Source organism: Streptomyces sp. NL15-2K, from assembly GCF_030551255.1.
In the GTDB taxonomy this organism is placed as follows: Bacteria; Actinomycetota; Actinomycetes; order Streptomycetales; family Streptomycetaceae; genus Streptomyces.
This window is the reverse complement of record NZ_CP130630.1, coordinates 9,665,500-9,684,716: the sequence shown is the minus strand read 5'-3', so window position 1 is coordinate 9,684,716 and position 19,217 is coordinate 9,665,500. Positions and strand designations below refer to the sequence as shown.

General features: G+C 69.4%; 19 protein-coding genes. 14 read left to right on the top strand and 5 right to left on the bottom strand.

What is annotated here, in order from left to right; all coding sequences use genetic code 11:
- Window positions 1–37 precede the first annotated feature (37 nt).
- The gene (gene cydB / locus Q4V64_RS43080; protein WP_124443586.1) at window positions 38–1,090 is read right to left on the bottom strand and encodes a cytochrome d ubiquinol oxidase subunit II; all 1,053 of its coding nucleotides are present in this window, start codon (window positions 1,088–1,090) and stop codon (window positions 38–40) included.
- A gap of 75 nt (window positions 1,091–1,165) precedes the next feature.
- The gene (locus tag Q4V64_RS43075) at window positions 1,166–2,458 is read right to left on the bottom strand and encodes a cytochrome ubiquinol oxidase subunit I (RefSeq protein ID WP_124443587.1); all 1,293 of its coding nucleotides are present in this window, start codon (window positions 2,456–2,458) and stop codon (window positions 1,166–1,168) included.
- Between the two features lie 221 nt (window positions 2,459–2,679).
- Here Q4V64_RS43075 and Q4V64_RS43070 point away from each other — a divergent pair, with 221 nt between their 5' ends.
- From Q4V64_RS43070 to Q4V64_RS43005, 14 genes are all read left to right on the top strand, one after another.
- Window positions 2,680–3,585 carry a LysR substrate-binding domain-containing protein gene (locus Q4V64_RS43070; protein WP_124443588.1) on the top strand — a complete coding sequence of 302 codons (906 nt, stop codon included), beginning with the start codon at window positions 2,680–2,682 and terminating at the stop codon, window positions 3,583–3,585.
- 242 nt (window positions 3,586–3,827) lie between these two features.
- On the top strand, window positions 3,828–4,151 hold the full coding sequence (locus Q4V64_RS43065; protein WP_124443589.1) for a 2Fe-2S iron-sulfur cluster-binding protein: 324 nt from the start codon (window positions 3,828–3,830) through the stop codon (window positions 4,149–4,151).
- Complete coding sequence (locus Q4V64_RS43060; RefSeq protein WP_124443590.1) at window positions 4,151–5,413, top strand: FAD/NAD(P)-binding oxidoreductase; 1,263 nt, start codon at window positions 4,151–4,153, stop codon at window positions 5,411–5,413. Before Q4V64_RS43065 ends, Q4V64_RS43060 begins: the two co-directional genes overlap by 1 nt.
- 369 nt (window positions 5,414–5,782) lie before the next feature.
- Entirely contained in the window at window positions 5,783–6,682 is a 900-nt protein-coding gene (locus Q4V64_RS43055; protein WP_124443591.1) for an aromatic prenyltransferase, read from the top strand.
- A 73-nt stretch (window positions 6,683–6,755) separates the two neighbouring features.
- Window positions 6,756–7,793, top strand: coding sequence for a mevalonate kinase (mvk, locus tag Q4V64_RS43050; RefSeq protein ID WP_348540825.1), 1,038 nt, complete (start codon window positions 6,756–6,758; stop codon window positions 7,791–7,793).
- Between the two features lie 40 nt (window positions 7,794–7,833).
- Complete coding sequence (gene mvaD, locus Q4V64_RS43045) at window positions 7,834–8,835, top strand: diphosphomevalonate decarboxylase (RefSeq protein ID WP_253267285.1); 1,002 nt, start codon at window positions 7,834–7,836, stop codon at window positions 8,833–8,835.
- Window positions 8,832–9,947, top strand: coding sequence for a phosphomevalonate kinase (locus Q4V64_RS43040; protein ID WP_253267286.1), 1,116 nt, complete (start codon window positions 8,832–8,834; stop codon window positions 9,945–9,947). Before mvaD ends, Q4V64_RS43040 begins: the two co-directional genes overlap by 4 nt.
- Complete coding sequence (gene fni / locus Q4V64_RS43035) at window positions 9,944–11,035, top strand: type 2 isopentenyl-diphosphate Delta-isomerase (RefSeq protein ID WP_124443594.1); 1,092 nt, start codon at window positions 9,944–9,946, stop codon at window positions 11,033–11,035. Before Q4V64_RS43040 ends, fni begins: the two co-directional genes overlap by 4 nt.
- Window positions 11,032–12,093 (top strand): hydroxymethylglutaryl-CoA reductase, encoded by a 1,062-nt coding sequence (locus Q4V64_RS43030; RefSeq protein WP_124443595.1) that lies wholly within the window; start codon window positions 11,032–11,034, stop codon window positions 12,091–12,093. Before fni ends, Q4V64_RS43030 begins: the two co-directional genes overlap by 4 nt.
- A gap of 3 nt (window positions 12,094–12,096) precedes the next feature.
- On the top strand, window positions 12,097–13,278 hold the full coding sequence (locus tag Q4V64_RS43025; RefSeq protein ID WP_124443596.1) for a hydroxymethylglutaryl-CoA synthase: 1,182 nt from the start codon (window positions 12,097–12,099) through the stop codon (window positions 13,276–13,278).
- A gap of 9 nt (window positions 13,279–13,287) precedes the next feature.
- Window positions 13,288–14,265 (top strand): ketoacyl-ACP synthase III, encoded by a 978-nt coding sequence (locus Q4V64_RS43020; protein ID WP_124443597.1) that lies wholly within the window; start codon window positions 13,288–13,290, stop codon window positions 14,263–14,265.
- Between the two features lie 62 nt (window positions 14,266–14,327).
- The gene (locus Q4V64_RS43015; protein WP_124443598.1) at window positions 14,328–15,299 is read left to right on the top strand and encodes a carbohydrate kinase family protein; all 972 of its coding nucleotides are present in this window, start codon (window positions 14,328–14,330) and stop codon (window positions 15,297–15,299) included.
- A gap of 183 nt (window positions 15,300–15,482) precedes the next feature.
- Entirely contained in the window at window positions 15,483–16,667 is a 1,185-nt protein-coding gene (aroC, locus tag Q4V64_RS43010; RefSeq protein ID WP_124443599.1) for a chorismate synthase, read from the top strand.
- The gene (locus Q4V64_RS43005) at window positions 16,664–17,203 is read left to right on the top strand and encodes a shikimate kinase (RefSeq protein WP_124443600.1); all 540 of its coding nucleotides are present in this window, start codon (window positions 16,664–16,666) and stop codon (window positions 17,201–17,203) included. Before aroC ends, Q4V64_RS43005 begins: the two co-directional genes overlap by 4 nt.
- On the opposite strand, the gene Q4V64_RS43000 is transcribed toward Q4V64_RS43005, so the two are convergent.
- The 3 genes from Q4V64_RS43000 to Q4V64_RS42990 all read right to left on the bottom strand — a co-directional run bounded on the left by Q4V64_RS43000 (window position 17,172) and on the right by Q4V64_RS42990 (window position 19,163).
- A complete protein-coding gene (locus Q4V64_RS43000; RefSeq protein WP_124443601.1) occupies window positions 17,172–17,354 on the bottom strand; it encodes a hypothetical protein in 183 nt (60 codons plus the stop codon). The two genes, Q4V64_RS43005 and Q4V64_RS43000, sit on opposite strands and share 32 nt — an antisense overlap.
- A complete protein-coding gene (locus tag Q4V64_RS42995; RefSeq protein ID WP_253267287.1) occupies window positions 17,351–17,800 on the bottom strand; it encodes a hypothetical protein in 450 nt (149 codons plus the stop codon). Before Q4V64_RS42995 ends, Q4V64_RS43000 begins: the two co-directional genes overlap by 4 nt.
- Window positions 17,801–18,011: 211 nt before the next feature.
- Complete coding sequence (locus Q4V64_RS42990; protein ID WP_303714224.1) at window positions 18,012–19,163, bottom strand: phage tail sheath C-terminal domain-containing protein; 1,152 nt, start codon at window positions 19,161–19,163, stop codon at window positions 18,012–18,014.
- Window positions 19,164–19,217 lie beyond the last annotated feature (54 nt).

The window sequence follows — 19,217 nt, the reverse complement described above, 5'->3', positions numbered from 1 at the left end:
GGCCCCCCTCTCATCTCTCCTGCGGCTCGGAAACGGCTCAGAAATAGCTGGGGTGACGGCGGCCCGTACGCCCCCGGAAGACCCACCAGCTCCACGTCTGGTACGCGAGGATCGTGGGGACCACCAGGACCCCGAACACGCTGAGGATCTTCAGCGTGGCGCCGTCGGCGACGGCCTGGTCGATCGTCATGCCGGCGCCGGCGGAGCTGATCAGGACGTACGGGTAGTGACCGGCCCCCACGAGGAGCACGGGCAGCAGGGTCGCGCAGCAGGTGGCAGCGAACGCCCGGACGTGGTGTCCCCAGGAGAGGTACCACCAGGCGCCGGCGAGCGCCGCCGCGAGCAGGACGGCGATGACCGCCGCGGTCACGCGGTTCGTCATCGAGGCCCCCGCGCCGAAGAGCGTCAGCAGCAGCGGGAGGGTACCGACGGCGCCGGACACGCGCAGCAGCGTGGCACCCAGCCGCCGTGCCTCGGCGGCGAGTCCGGGGGCGGAGCGCAGGGCCACGAAGGCCGCCCCGTGCGCGGCGAAGAGCAGGGCGGTGGTCACGCCGCAGGCCAGTACGAAGGGCGTGAACACCTCACCGAACCCAACGTGGAAGCTCCCGTCGGCCCGGCGGGGCAGACCCCGCAGCAGCAGGCCCACGACCAGTCCCCAGCACAGGGCCGGCAGCGCCCCGCCGAACACGATCAGGGCCTCCCACAGCCGGCGGCCGCGGGCGCTGTGGGCACGGCCGCGCAGCTGGATCGCCGCGTTGCCGAGGACCAGGCCGACGAGGATCGCCACGATCAGTGGGTACAGGCCGGACAGGAGGCTGCCTTCCAGGTGCGGGAAGGCCCCGAACATGACGCCGGCGAAGGCGACCAGCCAGACCTCGTTGCCCAGGAAGAACGGCGCGATGGCGTCGAGCGCGGCGTTGCGGCCGGGGCGGCCGGCCTCCTGGCCGTCGTGGCCGTCGTGGCCGTCGTGGCCGTCTCGGCCGCCGAGGAAGGGGTGCAGCATCTGTACGCCGTAGTCGTAGCCGCCGAGCACGAAGTACCCGGCGAGAAGCAGGCCGAGGAGGGCCAGCCAGAGGGTCTCCAGACTCATCACGCTCAACTTTCCATCGCAGCAGGGGGGATCACAGGGGAGTTCATGTCGGTGGTGGCGCCGGTCCGGCCGGCCTCAGAAGGCCGGGACTGTCTGTTTCTCGTCGGCGTCGCCCTCGGGCACGTCGTCGGGGAGCGGCTCGGTGGCGCCGAGCTGGGTCGCGTCCGGGCCGCGGCGGGCGAAGCGTGTGATCAGGGTCCAGTTCGTCACCGCCAGCGCGAGGAAGATGACGATGAACACGGTGCAGGACACGGCCAGCGAGGTCCTGCTGACGTGTGAGAGCGCGTCCTCCACCTTCAACTCGCCATAGATGATCCAGGGTTGGCGCCCCATCTCGCGCAGGACCCAGCCGCCCACCGAGGCGATGAAGGGGAACGGGATCATGGCGATCATCACGTAGGCGAAGGGGCGCCAGCGCCACAGCCGGCCCTTCCACAGGAGGATGACGGCGATGATGGTGATGCTGGAGACGGTGTAGCCGATGATCTTCATGCTCTCCATCGACAGCCGCAGCCAGTCGTGCGCGAACACGTAGTCGCCGGGCCCGTACTCCTTGACGAGCCGCGCCTGCACCTGGGCGACGTCGCCGCCTTCCAGGACGGCCGCCTTCATGGGCTGGGTCTCGCGGATCACGGGAATCTGCATCTCGCCGACGGTGGCGACGAACCAGGCGGCGGGCGTGCCCACCAGGAGCCCCAGACGCATGGAGCCGCGGAACAGGTCGGTCTCCCTGGTGCCCCGGATGATGTGGTAAGCGCTGATTCCCATGACGAAGACGGTGCCCGTGGTCAGCGCGGCGAGCGTGATGTGGGCGAGCGCGATCAGCGCGCTGGGATTGGTGAGCAGCGCCGCGAAGTCGGTCAGGTAGGCCTCGCCGTCGCGGAGTTCGTAGCCGACCGGGTGCTGCATGAAGCCGTTGGCTATGAGGATCCAGTACGCCGACGCGTACGCGGTCAGGGCGACCAGCCAGATGAGCGTGACGTGCACGCCCCTGCGCATACGGCCCCAGCCGAAGATCCACATGCCGAGGAAGGTGGACTCGGCGAAGAAGGCGATGAGGGTTTCGAGCGCCAGCGGAGCACCGAAGACATTGCCCGCGAACTTGCTCAGGCCGCTCCAGCTGAGCCCGAACTGGAACTCCATGACGAGGCCGGTGACGATACCGACGGCGTAGTTGATGACGTAGAGCTGGCTCCAGAAGCGGGTCATCCGCCCCCGGACCGCTCTTTTTCCGGGATCACGGGTGAACGCGCCCCAGGTGTGCATGATTGCCACCAGAGGGACGAGCCCCATGGTGAGGATCACGAACAGCCAGTGGATGCCGGTCGTTGCCGCGAACTGGAGTCGGGCCAGATCCGCAGCGCTCATGGTGCGACCTTCCTGAGGGGGGTGGCCGAGGGGACGGCGGACGGGTGCGGGTGAAAGGGGCAGGGGTGTGGGGTCCTCGCCTCGCGTGTGCAGGTGCCGGGCGCGGTGGCCCGTCACCTGTGCGGTGACTCCACTGGACACCGTAGGAAGAATTGCTTATGCATTCCAAGACCGGTTTCGCCATGTGACGATGACTCACAAGGCATAAGAAAAGGTGAACCGTGGATCTGCTGCAGTTGCGCTACTTCCAGGCCGTCGCCCGCTACGAGCACATCAGCCGCGCCGCGGAGGCGCTGCGCGTCGCCCAGCCCTCGCTCAGCCGCACCATCGCGCGCCTGGAGGCCGAGCTCGGCTCCCCGCTCTTCGACCGGCAGGGCCGCCGTATCCGGCTCAACCAGTACGGCGCGATCTTCCTGCGGCACGTCGACCGCGCCCTGAGCGAACTCGACGACGGCCGCAGGGCCCTGCGCGACGCCCGGGACACGGGACTCGGCCGGGTCAGCGTCGCCTCCGAGACCCTTTTGACGATCACCCATGTCCTCGGCAGCTTCCGGGCTGCCCATCCCCGTGCCGACGTACGGCTCTTCCAGTCCAACGCGGAGGAGATGGACCGCCAGCTGCGCGCCGGCCAGATCGACTTCTGTGTGGCCTCGCAGACGCTGACCGGCCCGAACCTCGAGTCGATCGAGCTCGCTCGCGAGGAGGTTCTGCTCGCGGTTCCGCCCGGGCACTGGCTCGACGGGCGGGAGAGCGTGACGATCCCCGAGATCGCCGACGAGCCCTTCGTCACCACACGCCCGGGCAACTGGCAGCGCGCCCTCCTGAACCGGCTGTTCGCGTCCGAGGGGCTCACACCGCAGTTGTCCTGCGAGGGCGACGAACCGGGCGCCAGCCAGGACATGATCAGCGCGGGGCTCGGCATCGGCCTCATCCCGGCGATGTCCCGCCAGCTCGGTACGGATACGCGCGTCCCGGTCGCCTGGGTACGGGTGAACGCGCCCGACTGCCACCGGGTGCTCACCCTGGTGTGGAACCGCGACGCCTACCTGTCGGAAGCCGCCCTGAAATTCCGGGAGTTCGTCGTCAGCAGGCCCTTCATGACCCACCGCCTGCCGGAACCGCCGTGATGGTTCCCCCGGCCTGGCGCCCCGGGAACTTGCTTGGTACGCTCCACGGCGCCGCCGTATTCCCGGCCGAGGACGTCGCGTGTCCGAACGGCCGTCAGCTGATGGCGAGTTGGCAGGGGTGTCGCGTCCCCCACCGGCCACCGGCGGCGCCATCCGCATCCGCTGATTTCCCCTTCCGCACACCGGCATCCGTGCCATGGCGCGCCCTCGCGCGCGACCGGATGTCATCGAGGAGTTCCGCCATGCCCAAGATCACGTATGTCGCCGTCGACGGGACGGAGCGTTCGCTCGACGTCCCCCTCGGCACGAGCGTCATGCGCGGCGCCGTCGTCAACGACATCGACGGCATCGTCGCCCAGTGCGGCGGCAACGCGCAGTGCGCCACCTGCCACGTCTACGTCGACGAGACCACCATCGACAAGCTGGACCCGGCGCGGCAGAACGAGGACGACCTGCTCGACTTCACGGCCAGTCCGCGCCGGCCCACCAGCCGGCTGAGCTGTCAGCTCGAGGTGACCAGCGCCCTGGACGGCCTGATCGTCCACCTCCCCGAACGGCAGAACTGATGAAGGCCGGCGCACAGCCCTCGTCCGTCGTCATCGTGGGCGCCGGACAGGGCGGCTACCAGACGGCGGCGTCCCTGCGCGAGCTCGGCTACCCGGGACGCATCACGCTCATCAGCGCCGAGGACGCGCTCCCCTACGAGCGTCCGCCGCTGTCCAAGGCGTACCTCAAGGGCCAGGCGGACTTCGAACAGCTCTGGCTGCGGCCCGTGACGTACTACGTACGCCAGTCGATCGACCTGGTCGCGGGCACTGTGCGGGAGATCGACCCGGCCGCCCGCACGGTCCGCCTCGCCGACGGCTCCGAGTACGACTACGGCCATCTGGTGCTGGCGACCGGCGCCCGGCCGCGCACCCTCGACGTGCCGGGCGCCGGGCTGCGCGGTGTGCACACCCTGCGCACCGCGCAGGACGCCCTGTCGCTGCGGGCCTCGCTCGCCGCCGCCCGGCGCACAGTGGTGGTCGGGGCAGGGTTCATCGGTCTCGAATTCGCCGCCGTGGCACGGGAGTCGGGTGGAGAGGTCACGGTCGTCGAAACGCTCGACCGCCCACTCGCCCGGGCCGTCTCGACGCGGACCGCGGAGCACTTCACGCGGTTGCATCGCCGGATGGGCACCCAGATGCTGTTCGGCCGGCGCGTCGCGGCCCTGCACGGCAACAGCCGCTCGGACGTGACGGCAGTGGAACTGGCCGACGGCCGCCGGCTGCCCGCCGACCTGGTCCTGATCGGCGTCGGTGTCACCCCCCGCACGGAACTGGCCGAGGCAGCCGGTCTCCCGGTCAACGGCGGCATCACCGTCGACTCCCGCCTGCTGACCGGCGATCCACGCATCTCGGCCATCGGCGACTGCGCGGCGTTCCCGCAGGTGCGCTCCGGGAACCTGCTGCGGCTGGAGTCGGTACAGAACGCCGTCGGCCACGCCCGGCTGGTCGCCGAGCGACTGACGGGGGTGCACAGCGCCTACGACGAACTGCCCTGGTTCTGGAGCGATCAGTTCTCGACGACCCTGCAGATCGCGGGACTTGCCGAGGAACACGACACGCAGGTGGTGCTCGGTGACGATCCTGACGCCTTCTCGGTGCTCCTCTTCCACGGGCGGGAACTGCGGGCGGTGGAGTCCGTCAACCGCCCCAGGGACCACATGGCGGCCCGCCGGCTCCTGGACAGGGGAGTGGAATTGAGCCCAGACGACGCCACCACACCGGGGTTCACGCTCAAAGCACACCTCGCGAGCCGCCAGGGAGTATCGGCGGCCGTCCGCTGAGCGCGGGCTCGGCCGAACACGATCCGGAACGCTGCCCGCCCCGCCGACCGGCGGGGCGGGCAGCCGCGTGACGGAGCACGTCCACCCGGCCACCCTCACGTGTGACTCAGGCCACACCAAGAGCCTCTTGGTGAACAGGCGTCGCCCGTGTCACTATTTCTGCACGTCCTCCCTGCCCAAAACTCTTTCCGAGAAGGCGGGTTGAGGTTCGCATCCGCCGGTCTGTACAGGCAAGAGCGGGTCTCTCCTCGGTACAGCACCGGATCTCCCTCCGCATTCCATCGCACGCAGTGCCGACAGCACGTCCGGTGCGCCGCCATTGATGTGTCTTGTCCCAACAGACGCCGAGATTCGTACGTGGAGGAAAGAATGTCAGAAACCGTTGAGTTGGCAGAGCTCTACTCGGCCATCGAGGAATCAGCTCGGGCAGTGGGCGTATCCAGCTCGCGTGACAAGGTCTGGCCTGTCCTTACTGCGTACAGGGAAACGATTGCGCAGTCCGTGATCTCCTTCAGGGTACAGACCAGCGCGAGCAAGGCGGCAGATCTCGACTGCCGCTTCACCTTGCTTCCCAAGGACCTTGATCCGTATGCCGTCGCGCTGGCGAACGGCCTCACCGCAAAGACGGACCACCCCGTCGATAGCCTGCTGGGGGAAGTCCACCGGCAATTCCCCGTGGACTGTTACGGCATTGACTTCGGAGTCGTCGGAGGCTTCAAGAAGACCTGGTCCTTCTTCCGCCCGGACAACCTTCAGTCCGTGTCGAAGCTCGTCGGCCTTCCGTCGATGCCGCGCAGTGCGTCCGAGAGCCTCGGTCTCTTCAGCCGGTACGGCCTGGCCGACAAGGTCAGCGTGATCGGGTACGACTACGCGAAGCGGTCGATCAATCTGTACTTCACCGGGGTGCCTGCCGACTGCTTCGAACGGAAGAGCATCCAGTCGATTCTTCGCGACACCGGATTGCCGGATCCGAGTGAGGAGATGCTGAAGTTCGGTGAGCAGGCGTTTGCCATATACGTCACCCTGGGCTGGGACTCCCCGACCATCGAGCGGGTCACGTTCTCCGTCAACACGCCGGATCCGATGGCACTTCCCGTCCAGATGGATCCCATCATCGAGAAACTGGTGAAGGATGCCCCGTACGGCAGCGCCGGCCATCGGTTCGTCTACGGTGTCACGGTGACGCCCAAAGGCGAGTACCACAAGATCCAGAAGTACTACCAGTGGCAAACTCGGGTGGAGGCAATGCTGTCTTCCGACGCGGGATAACGCCTCGCCCGCCCTTGCCTTAAGACGATGGGCTTGCAGGGAAACAACACCTCGTTTCCGCTGCAAGCCCTTTTTGCAGAAACGACAAAGGGAGCTGAGTGCGTTGACTCCACCGACCTCGGCGGAGGGGCAATCAGAAAACCGCCGGGCTCGCTCGGTCGGCGTCGGTCACGCCCACGCCAAGGCCATTGTGCTGGGGGAGCACGCGGTCGTTTACGGAGCTCCGGCGCTCGCACTCCCGGTTCCGCAACTGAGGGTCACGGCGAGCGTCGGGTGTTCCTCCCCCTCCCCTGATGGCCAAGGCGATGTGTCGCTGACGATGACCGGTTCCGCGTCGCGGCCAGTGGCGACGCAAGCCTCCGACAGCCTGCGGCGGCTGACCGACGAGTTCAGGGCGACCATGGGCGTGGCCGAGCGCCTGCACCTCGACGTGATCCTGGACTGTGCGATCCCGGCCGGCCGAGGGCTCGGTTCCAGTGCGGCGTGTGCGCGCGCGGTCGTCTTCGCCCTTGCCGATCTCTTCGGCCGCGAAGTGACGCAGAGCATGGCCTTCGACCTGGTGCAGACGGCCGAGAGCGTGGCGCACGGCCGGGCCAGCGGCGTCGATGCCACGGCCGTCGGCGCCTGCGCACCGCTGCTGTTCCAGGAGGGTGAGGCACAGGAACTGCCCATCGACTGCGACGGCTTGTTCATCATCGCGGACAGCGGCGTCATGGGCAGGACCAAAGACGCGGTCGAGTTGTTGCGTGAGGGATTCCTGCGTCATTCCGGAGCGCGGGAGAGATTCGTGCGCCGGGCAACGGAGCTGACCGATGAGGCCAGGCATGCCCTCGCCGACGACCGGCCGGAGGAACTCGGCCGGCGGCTCACGGACTACCACGAACTGCTCCGTGCGGCCGGACTCAGCACCGACCGCATCGACGCACTGGTCGCGGCCGCGCTCACGGCAGGCAGCTTCGGAGCCAAGATCACCGGGGGCGGCATGGGCGGCTGCGTGATCGCCCTGACCCGCGCGGAGCAGGCGAGGGAGGTCACCCGGCAACTGCGCGAAGCCGGCGCCGTGCAGACCTGGGCCGTACCGCTGAGGGGGCGCGTCGAGCATGCGCTCTGAACACCGGACCACTCCGGTCCGATCACGGGAGCGGAGCACAGTGACAAGCGCCACCGCCGTCGCGCATCCGAACATCGCGCTGATCAAGTACTGGGGAAAGCGCGATGAGCACCTCGTCCTCCCGTGGACCGACAGCCTGTCGATGACCCTGGACATCTTCCCGACGACCACCCGCGTCCGGCTCGCCCCCGAGGCGGAGCACGACGAGGTGACGCTCGACGGCGTTCCCGTGGCGGGCGAGGCACGGCGACGCGTCGTCGCGTTCCTGGAACTGGTGCGGGAGCGGGCCGGGCTTCCCCAACGGGCCGTCGTGGAGACCGAGAACACGGTTCCCACCGGGGCGGGGCTGGCGTCCTCCGCGAGTGGTTTCGCCGCCCTCGCCGTCGCCGCTGCCTCCACGTACGGGCTCGATCTCGACGCCACCGCACTGTCGCGCCTGGCCCGACGCGGATCCGGGTCGGCGTCGCGGTCGATCTTCGGCGGCTTCGCGCTCTGGCACGCAGGCCGGCACACCGGCACGGCCACGGACACGGACCTCAGCTCGTACGCCGAGCCGGTGCCCGCGGGCGGACTCGACCCCGCGCTGGTCATCGCGGTGGTCGACGCGGGGCCCAAGGCCGTGCCCAGCCGCGAGGCCATGCGGCGGACCGTCGAAACCTCCCCGCTGTACCGGCCGTGGGCCGCCTCGAGCAAGGACGACCTCGTCGGCATGCGCGAGGCGCTGCGCCGAGCTGACCTCGATGCGGTGGGAGAGGTCGCGGAACGAAACGCGCTCGGGATGCACGCGACGATGCTGGCGGCGCGCCCGGCGGTGCGTTATCTGTCGGCGGCCACGCTCACCGTGCTCGACAGCGTGCTGCGGCTCAGACGGGACGGCACACCGGCCTACGCCACCATGGACGCCGGGCCGAACGTCAAGGTGCTCTGCCGGCGCGCGGACGCGGAGCGGGTGGCCGAAGCCGTGCGCGGCACCGTGCCCGGGTGCTCGGTGCACATCGCCGGTCCAGGGCCGGGCGCCCGCCTGCTGAACGAGGGCGGATGATGATCCGCCCTCGCACGGTCGTCCGACGCGCACCGGGCAAGTTGTTCGTCGCGGGCGAGTACGCGGTGGTGGAGCCCGGCAACCCGGCGATCCTGGTGGCCGTGGACCGGCACGTCACCGTCACCGTGTCCGAACCCGACGAAGCCGACGTCGAAATCTCCTCCGACCTCGGTCCGCACCAGGTGCATACGCAATGGCAGGACGGCAGGCTCGGGACAGACTGCGACGACGGGCAGCGTGCCCTCGGCGGCCTGGCACACGTGGTGTCCGCGATCGAGATCGTCGGCCGGCTGCTGGCCGAGCGCGGCCTTCCCGCGCCCTCGGTGAGCGTCTGTGTCAGCAGCCGCCTGCACGACAACGGCACGAAGTTCGGGCTGGGTTCGAGTGGCGCGGTGACCGTGGCGACCGTCGCGGCCGTGGCGTCCTTCTGCGGTCTGGAGCTGTCGCGCGACACCCGGTTCCGCCTGGCCCTGCTCGCGACGGCAGGCCTCGATGCCCAGGCCTCCGGCGGTGATCTTGCCGCCAGTACGTGGGGTGGCTGGATCGTGTATCAGGCGCCCGACCGGGCCGCCGTGCTCGACCTGGCCCGGCGCCGGGGAGTCGAGGAGGCGATGCGCGCGCACTGGCCGGGCTTCGAGGTGCGCCGGCTGCCGCCACCCCATGGCCTCTCACTGGAAGTCGGCTGGACCGGAACACCTGCCTCCACCGCGTCCCTGGTGTCCGACCTGAACCGACGGACCTGGCGGGGCAGCGCGTCCCACCAGAGGTTCGTGGAGACCACGACCGCCTGTGTGCGCTCCTCGGTCGCCGCACTCGAGCGAGGAGACCGCCATGACCTGCTGCACCAGATCCGGCGGGCCCGGCGGGAGTTGGCCCGCATGGACGACGAGGTTGGGCTGGGCATCTTCACGAACCAGCTGACGGCGCTGTGCGACGCCGCCGAAGCCGTGGGCGGCGCGGCCAAGCCCTCCGGGGCGGGCGGTGGCGACTGCGGCATCGCCCTGCTGGACACGGAAGCGTCGTCGGACATCGCTCGCGTACGGGAACGGTGGGCCACGGCCGGGGTGCGGCCACTGCCGATCCGTCCCGCCATGGAAGGGAACGAGGAATGATCGCTCAACGCAAGGACGACCACGTGCGGCTCGCTGTCGAGCAGCGGCACGAGCACAGCGGACACAACCAGTTCGACGAAGTGTCGTTCGTCCACCACGCCCTGGCCGGTATCGACCGGCCGGACGTGTCACAGGCCACGGCCTTCGCCGGCATTTCCTGGCAGGTGCCGCTGTACATCAACGCCATGACCGGCGGCAGCGTCAACACCGGTGTCATCAACCGGGATCTGGCCATCGCCGCCCGTGAGACCGGCGTTCCCATCGCGTCCGGGTCCATGAGCGCGTACTTCAAGGACCCGTCGTGCGCGCACACGTTCAGCGTGCTGCGCGAGGAGAACCCGGACGGGTTCGTCATGGCGAACATCAACGCCACGGCCTCGGTCGACAACGCGCGGCGGGCCATCGACCTGCTGCGGGCCGACGCCCTGCAGATCCACATCAACACGGTGCAGGAAACGGTGATGCCCGAGGGAGACCGGTCGTTCGCGGCCTGGGTCCCGCAGATCGAGAAGATCGCGGCGGCCGTGGAGGTCCCCGTGATCGTCAAGGAGGTCGGTTTCGGGCTCAGCCGGGAAACCGTCCTCACGCTGCGCGACCTGGGCGTGTCGGTGGCCGATCTCGGCGGCCGGGGCGGCACGGACTTCGCCCGCATCGAGAACGGCAGGCGGGAGCTCGCCGACTACGCGTACCTCCACGGCTGGGGACTGTCCACAGCCGCCTGTCTCCTGGACGCGCAGGACGCCGGAATCCCCGTACTGGCCTCCGGTGGTGTCCGCAATCCCCTCGATGTGGCCCGCGCCCTGGCGCTCGGAGCTTCGGGCGTCGGAGTGTCCGGGGGATTCCTCCGCACGCTGATGGACGGCGGCGTATCGGCGCTGATCGCGCAGATCTCGACGTGGCTCGATCAGCTGGCGGCCCTGCAGACCATGCTCGGCGCGCGCACCCCTGCCGAGCTGACGCGCTGCGATCTGCTGATCCACGGCGCCCTTCACGCCTTCTGCGCCGACCGAGGCATCGAGACCCGGCCGCTCGCCCAGCGGTCCCGCTCCTTCGAGGCCCCTCACGAGCTGACGGGAAGTACACGATGACCGATACGAACGCCACCGCAGGGGTCCCGATGAAGTGGGTGGGGCCCCTCCGCATTTCAGGGAACGTCGCCACCACCGAGACCCATGTCCCACTCGCCACCTACGAGTCGCCGCTGTGGCCCTCCGTCGGCCGTGGGGCAAAGGTCTCCATGCTGGCCGAGCACGGCATCGTCGCCACCCTCGTCGACGAACGGATGACACGTTCGGTCCTCGTCGAGGCGACGGACGCGCAGACCGCGTACACGGCCGCACGGACCGTCGAGGCGCGGATCGACGAGCTGCGCGAGGTGGTGCGCGGCTGCAGCAGGTACGCCGAGCTGATCGGCGTCCGACACGAGATCACGGCCAACCTGCTGTTCCTCCGGTTCGAGTTCAGCACCGGCGACGCGTCCGGGCACAACATGGCGACGCTCGCGTCCGACGCGCTGCTGAAGCATCTGCTGCAGACCGTTCCGGGAATCTCCTACGGATCGATTTCCGGCAACTACTGCACGGACAAGAAGGCGACCGCGGTCAACGGCATCCTAGGCCGCGGCAAGAACGTGGTCACAGAGCTGCACGTGCCGCGTGACGTGGTCGCGGGCGTACTGCACACCTCGGCCGCCAAGATCGTCGAGCTGAACATCCGCAAGAACCTGCTCGGCACCCTGCTCGCCGGGGGAATCCGCTCGGCGAACGCCCACTTCGCGAACATGCTGCTCGGGTTCTATCTGGCGACCGGTCAGGACGCGGCCAACATCGTCGAAGGATCCCAGGGCGTCACCATGGCCGAGGACCGGGACGGCGACCTCTACTTCTCCTGCACGCTGCCGAACCTGATCGTCGGCACGGTGGGCAACGGCAAGGGCCTCGGTTTCGTGGAGACCAACCTGGCCCGGCTCGGCTGCACGGCCGACCGCGCCCCCGGAGAGAACGCGCGCCGGCTCGCCGTAATCGCGGCGGCGACGGTGCTGTGCGGTGAACTCTCGCTCCTCGCGGCGCAGACGAACCCGGGTGAACTCATGCGGGCCCACGTCCAACTGGAACGCGACAACAAGACGGTAAAGGTCGGTGTATAAGGCATGGCCAGCGATTCCGGCGTCGGCATTCACGATCTGTCGTTCGCGACAACCGAGTTCGTCCTGCCGCACACGGCACTCGCCGAGCACAACGGCACCGAGATCGGCAAATACCACGTGGGCATCGGCCAGCAGTCGATGAGCGTACCCGGCGCCGACGAGGACATCGTGACCATGGGCGCGGCCGCCGCCGAGCCCATCGTCTCCCGGCACGGCACCGACCGGATCCGAACGGTCGTGTTCGCGACGGAGTCGTCGATCGACCAGGCCAAGTCCGCCGGCGTGTACGTCCATTCGCTGCTCGGGCTGCCGTCGGCCACCAGGGTCGTCGAACTGAAGCAAGCCTGCTACGGGGCGACGGCGGCCCTGCAGTTCGCCATCGGCCTCGTCCACCGTGACCCGGCGCAGCGGGTCCTCGTGATCGCGAGCGACGTCTCCAAGTACGACCTGGACAGCCCGGGTGAGGCGACCCAGGGTGCGGCGGCGGTGGCCATGCTGGTCGGCGCGGACCCCGCACTGGTGCGTATCGAGGGACCCTCGGGCCTGTTCACCGCCGACGTCATGGACTTCTGGCGTCCGAACTACCGGGACACCGCACTGGTCGACGGGCAGGAGTCCATCACCGCCTACCTCCAGGCGGTGGAGGGCACCTGGAAGGACTACGTGGAGCAGGGCGGCCGCTCCCTGGACGGGTTCGACGCGTTCTGCTACCACCAGCCGTTCACCAAGATGGCCTACAAGGCGCACCGCCACCTGCTGAACTACTGCGGGTACGTCACCGACGAGGCGCGGATCGCGCGGGCCATCGGGCAGACCACGGCCTACAACAGGGTCGTCGGCAACAGCTACACCGCGTCGGTGTACCTCGCCCTCGCGGCGTTGCTCGACCAGGCGGACGACCTGACCGACCGGTCCATCGGCTTCGTCAGCTACGGCTCCGGCAGCGTCGGCGAGTTCTTCGCCGGGACCGTCGTACCCGGTTACCGGGAACACCTGCGCACCGAGGCGCACCGCGAGGCGATCGACCGGCGGCAACCGGTCGACTACGTCGGCTACCGCCGGCTGCACCAGCGGTCCCTGCCGGCCGACGGCGGCGATCACCCCATCCCGGCGCAGACCACCGGGCCGTTTCGGCTGGCCGCGCTGCGCGGCCACAAACGCATCTACGAGAGGTGCTACAGGTGAAGCGGACCCATGACTGACATCGGGATCTTCGGTACGGGTTCCCATGTGCCGGATCGCGTCGTCACCAATGCCGAAGTCGGCGCGGCGGCAGGGGTCGACGACGCCTGGATCACTCGCAAGACCGCGATCCGGGAACGGCGTTGGGCGGCATCCGACCAGGCCACCTCGGATCTGGCCGTGGCCGCGGGACGTGCCGCGCTGCAGTCGGCCGGCATCACCGCCGGCCGGCTGTCCGCGGTCGTGGTCGCCACCTCCACGCCGGACCGGCCCCAGCCGCCCACCGCGGCCTACGTGCAACACCGGCTCGGCGCGGTCGGCGCAGCGGCGTTCGACGTGAACGCCGTGTGTTCCGGCAGCCTGTTCGCGCTCGCCGCGGTCGAGGGCGTGCTCGCGCGGCGGGGCGGCCATGCGCTGGTCATCGGTGCGGACCTGTACTCGCGCATCCTGAACCCGGCCGATCGCAAGACGGTCGTCCTGTTCGGAGACGGCGCCGGCGCGCTGGTGCTGGGTCCGGCCGGCAAGGGCCCCCGCGTCCGGCACCTATCGCTGCACACGTTCGGCGAACTGTCGGGGCTGATAGAGGTGCCCGCGGGCGGCAGCCGACTGCCCTGCGACCAGTCTGCCCTGGACGCCGGTCTGCAGTACTTCGCGATGGACGGGCGAGAGGTGCGCCACTTCGTCACCGGACAACTGCCGAACCTGACCAAGCAGTTCCTCCACGATGCCGGTGTCGCACCCGACGACATCAGCCACTTCGTCCCGCACCAGGCCAACGGCGTCATGCTCGACGACGTCGTCCCGGATCTGTCCCTGTCCCGTGCCACCACCCATCGCACACTGACGCACTACGGCAACACGGGAGCCGCCTCCATCCCGATCACCCTGGACGTCGCCGCCCGTGCGGGCGCCTTCAGCCCGGGCGACCTGATCCTCCTGGCCGGATTCGGCGGTGGTATGGCGGCGGGTTTCGCGCTGGTCGAGTGGTGACATGTCCACGGCCGTCCTCGGACATCGGCCATGACACTCCCGGAAGGAGCACAGGAGCCGACATGAGGATCGCCGTCACCGGTTCCGTGGCAACGGACCACCTGATGACTTTTCCCGGCCGCATCACCGACCAGCTGCTGGCCGACCGCATCGATCATGTCTCGCTCTCCTTTCTGGTCGACGCTCTGGAGATCCGCGACGGCGGCGTGGCCGCCAACATCGCCTACGGTCTGGCTGTGCTGGGGCACCGCCCACTCCTGGTAGGAGCCGTCGGTCCCGATTTCCACGAGGGCCACGGCCGACGGCTCGCCGGCCAGGGTGTGGACATCTCGGCGGTCCGGGTCTCTCCCACGCGCCACACCGCTCGCTTCCTGTGCACCACCGACCTGGACGGCAACCGGATCGCCTCCTTCTGCCCCGGTGCGATGTCCGAGGCCGCCGACATCGACCTCGTCGATGTCCTGCGGGCCCACGGTGAGGCCCGACTCGTCCTCATCGGCGCCGACGACCCGGCCGCGATGCTCCGCCACACACGCGCGTGCCGCGCCCAGGGCATCCGTTTCATCGCTGACCCGTCCCAGCAACTGGCCCGCCTCGACGGCGGTCGGATCCGGGAACTCGTGGACGGCGCCGACCACTTGTTCACCAACGAGTACGAACACGGACTCCTCCTGTCCAGGACAGGCTGGACCCATGCCGAGGTGCTGCGGCGGGTCGGAACATGGGTCACCACCCTGGGGGCCAAGGGCAGTCGCATCGAACGCGCCGGGACTCCCCGGCTGGACGTCCCCGCCGTCCCGGTCGAGGACGGCGTCGACCCGACCGGTGGCGGCGACGCCTTCCGCGCCGGCTACCTGGCCGCGCTGGCCACTGGCCAGGAACCCGTGCTCTGCGCACAGCCAGGGTCGGCCCTGGCCGGCCTCGCCCTGGCTCATGTCGGTACGCAGACCTACACCGCGTCCCGCGACGACCTGCGATCCCTGGTGGCCACGGCGTACGGCGTGGCCACTCCTGCCGGAGGGAGTACCGCATGACCGGCGATCCTCGGGGCCCGTGGAGCCAAGTGCCGGGCCGGCGCCGACTACGCCATCACCCAGATGTCTTCCGGGCCGAGGACTGCCTTGGCGCCCGGTCTGCACTGCATCACCCTCAACCGTTCGTCTGCCGCAATGGACATCCACCGGCGGCTGGACGTTCTCGTCGGAAAGGGAGCACCGTTGAGCAGGTTGCGCTGGCTGACGGCCGGAGAGTCGCACGGACCCGCTCTTGTCGCGACGCTGGAAGGGCTTCCGGCCGGCGTGCCGATCACCACGGAGAGGGTGGCGGACCACCTGGCGCGGCGGCGCCTTGGCCATGGCCGCGGGGCGCGGATGAAGTTCGAGCGGGACGTGGTCACCTTCGTGGGTGGTGTCCGGCACGGGCTGACCCTGGGCTCGCCGGTCGCGGTGATGGTGGGCAACACCGAGTGGCCGAAGTGGGAACAGGTCATGGCGGCCGACCCGGTCGACCCGAAGGTGCTGGCGGGCCTGGCCCGCAACGCGCCGCTGACCCGGCCGCGGCCCGGCCACGCCGACCTCGCCGGCATGCAGAAGTACGGCTTCGACGAGGCCCGTCCGGTCCTGGAGCGGGCCTCCGCGCGCGAGACGGCGGCCCGCGTCGCGCTGGGCGCGATCGCGCGCTCCTACCTGAAGGAGACCGCCGGGATCGAGATCGTCTCGCACGTGGTGGAGCTGGCCTCGGTGAAGGCGCCGTACGGGGTGTACCCGAGTCCGGCGGATGGGGAGAGGCTGGACGCCGATCCGGTGCGCTGCCTGGACGCCGATACGTCGAAGGCGATGGTCGCCGAGATCGACCGGGCCCACTCGGACGGCGACACCCTGGGCGGGGTCGTCGAGGTGCTCGCCTACGGGGTGCCGGTGGGGCTCGGTTCGCACGTGCACTGGGACCGCAGGCTGGATGCCCGGCTGGCCGGGGCCCTCATGGGCATCCAGGCGATCAAGGGTGTCGAGGTCGGTGACGGTTTCGAGCTGTCCCGGGTGCCCGGCTCACAGGCGCACGACGAGATCCTGGCCACCGAGGAAGGCGTCAGGCGTGCCTCGGGGCGCTCGGGCGGTACCGAGGGCGGGCTGACCACCGGTGAGCTGCTGCGGGTGCGGGCCGCGATGAAGCCCATCGCGACCGTGCCGCGGGCCCTGAAGACCGTGGACGTGGTCACCGGTGAGGCCACGCAGGCTCATCACCAGCGGTCCGACGTGTGCGCGGTGCCGGCGGCCGGGATCGTCGCCGAGGCGATGGTCGCGCTGGTCCTCGCGGACGCGATGGCGGAGAAGTTCGGCGGCGACAGCGTGCGCGAGACGCGGCGCAACGTGCGGTCGTACGTCGAGGATCTGCGGATCCGGTGAGCGGACCGCGGGTGGTGCTGGTCGGTCCGATGGGGGTCGGCAAGTCGACGGTGGGCCGGGTGCTGGCCGAACGTCTCGGCTGCGCGTTCCGGGACACCGACGACGACATCGTGGCCGCGCGGGGCCGGACCGTCGCGGACATCTTCGAAGCCGAGGGCGAGGCGCACTTCCGTGGCTTGGAGAAGGCCGCCGTCGCGACCGCGCTCGCGGAACACGGGGCTGTCCTCGCCCTCGGCGGCGGCGCGGTCCTGGACGCCGGCACCCGGAGGCTGCTCGCCGCCCACCCCGTCGTCCATCTCTCGATGGACGTCGAGGAGGCGGTCCGGCGGATCGGGCTGATCGAGGCGCGTCCGCTGCTGGCCGTCAACCCCCACGAACGGTGGCGGGAGTTGACGCAGGCGCGGCACCACCTCTATCTGCAGGTCGCCACCAGGACCGTCCGCGTGGACGGACGGATGGTCGACGAGGTCGTCGCCGCGGTCCTGGCCGGCTTGACCGGCCGGGTCAGGTCCGGCGGTTCAGAGCTATCTCGGTGAGCTCTTCTATGTCGAACTCCGAGCGGCCCGGTGTGCCGTAGCGGGTAATCTTTCCTCGGCTCACCCACTTTCGAATGGTCGCTTCGGAAACGCCCGCGGCGAGGGCGGCCACATTCGTCGGCACGAGCCGGTGGCGGGGCGGCTTGTTCATGCGACGTCCTTTCGCTGCCGGTCCATGAGGTGCCGAAGGGTGAGCCATTCGCGTATCTCCCATGAGTGCCCTGAAGAACAGCTGATGCTCCTCTTCGGGGCGTTTCCGATGTTTTTCGGGGTGGCGTCGATCGTTCCCGTGCAGCCGTCCACGACACACTGCCGGGCAGGTGTACGGAGATCGCCGGAGTCGGGGTCGATGGCGCGCGCCAGTTCGGCACGGAGGCCTTCGATCTCGTCCGCGAAGTCGGTGGCCGGAGGCTGGGCGGTGAGCCACTCCAGGTGGAGTGCGAGGAAACGGACCAGGTGCGGGACAGTACGGTCCGGGACGAGGGTGCCCAGCTTCTCCGCGACCAGTGCCGACCAGGATTCCAGGATCGCCGTGATGTTGTTCCGGGCGTCGAGGGCGGAAAGATTCAGCTGATCCCGCTTGCGGCTCCCGGACACCTTCGTCGGGTTCCTTCGCCGGGGCGTCGACAGGATGTGGTGCAGACATTCCTGGTGGAGGCCGGGAAGTGCGTGCAGATTACGTTCCAGTTGCCTGATGCACGGGACACAGAGGACGGACCCGGCCGCGGCGCGATTTCTCTGGGTGTGGTTTCTGGGACATATGTGAGGATCCATGGATCTCTTCCCCCTTGTGTTTCGTGTCTCCGATTCACTGCTGAACGCGGAAGGCGATGAACTCGGCCGGCCGCACGGCGGCGAGGCCGACGTCGAGGTTCAACCTGCCCTGTGCGATGTCTTCGGACGTGTTGTTACGGTCGTCGCAGACGACGTGGAACGCCTGGTCGGCGGACCGGCCGTGCAGGGCCCCCTGGCGCCACAGCTGCCTCAGGAACACCGTGGCGGACTCGCGGACCGTGGCCCGCAGGCGGGCGTCGTTCCGCTCCGAGGCGGCCCATCGGGTTCCCCGTGCGAGTGACGCGCGCGCGTGGCTCACCAGGCGACGCACGTCGAGGCGCATCCAGTCGGTATCGGTGGACAGTGTGCGTGCCCCCAACACCCGGATGCCCTGCTCCAGTTCCGGAGAGGACCGCAAACAGTTCACTCCGAGACGGCTGATCGACTCCTGCTCGTCGTCGGACAGTTGCCGCTCGTGTTTCAGTACTCCCAGCAACGGGCTCATGGGCGCCCTGTGCACGCCCAGCTCGGCGCCGACGAGGCAGGTCATCCCGGACACGTGCCCCGACGCCGGAACCAGCCGTTCGCTCCCGTCGGTCCCGGTTACGGTGATCCACGGATAGTAGACAGCGGCGAACCGGGCATCGGGCTCCCCCAGTTCGAACGGTCTGCTCCGCACATCGGCGGGGACGAGACCCTGCCGGGTGTGCAGCAGGGCGACCCGGTTGCCCATGCGGCGGCAGTGCCCGGCGATCGCCTGTGCGATCTCGTGCGCGTCCTCCTCCACCCGCCACAGATCCGGCGCCACCACCAGGGTGACCTCCGCGACGCACTCCAGGCCGGCGAGAGCGGACCGGTAGGCGGCGACCCGGTCCGGGCCCTCGGCCGCTGCGAGGATCCAGACGCCGCCACCGCCGTTGCGGAAGTGGCCGAGCACGGCATCACGGACGAAGGAGGACGTCTTCTCGCCGGTCCTGCCCGGCATGAAGGTCTCGATGAACTCCGGCAGGCTGCGGACGAAGACAGGCTCTTCCGGCAGGCCCGGCGCATCGCCGACGAAAGCGGACACCGACGTGCTCACACCGTGGATGAGGCGCGGTCCGCTGTCCGGTTCCCGGACGCGGACGTCCGGGCCAAGGGGGCCGATGGTGGCTGTGGGCGGTTCGCTCGGCTGCTGGTGTGCCATGCAGACTCCTCGATCACGACAGGAAGGCAGAGCCACGACCTCGCAGCGGCTGCT